At 38.0% G+C, this 337-nt stretch carries 1 protein-coding gene; it reads left to right on the forward strand.

The window, feature by feature from the left end; all coding sequences use genetic code 11:
* Positions 1 to 38: 38 nt before the first annotated feature.
* A partial coding sequence (locus F0L68_RS44295; protein WP_223199658.1) for a helix-turn-helix domain-containing protein occupies positions 39 to 337 on the forward strand: 299 nt, incomplete at its 3' end.

Here is a 337-nt window from a genome sequence, read left to right on the forward strand (position 1 = left end):
TAACGTTATTTGCAACTATCAGAGCATTCTGCAATTGCTTGTCTTACAAGAAGGTTCCAATAATGGCTAAAGGTAAAGAATTAACCAGTTCACAAAAACAACTCATTGTATCTCTTTGGAAGGATGGAAACAGTTACAGAAAGATCGCTAGCAACCTGAATATTCCTTTTACAACTGTTTCATCGTTTATTGCACGCTTTAAGACCCTTAACAGCGTTGAAAATCAAGGACGATCAGGTGTTCCGAGGAAGATTACTCAAAGATCAGCCAGATTATTGGGACGAATGATCCAACAAAACCCACAGGTTACTAGAGAAGAGTTGCAACAAAATCTAAG

Origin of the sequence: Solihabitans fulvus (assembly GCF_008386585.1) — a bacterium.
GTDB classification, from domain to species: domain Bacteria; phylum Actinomycetota; class Actinomycetes; order Mycobacteriales; family Pseudonocardiaceae; genus Solihabitans; species Solihabitans fulvus.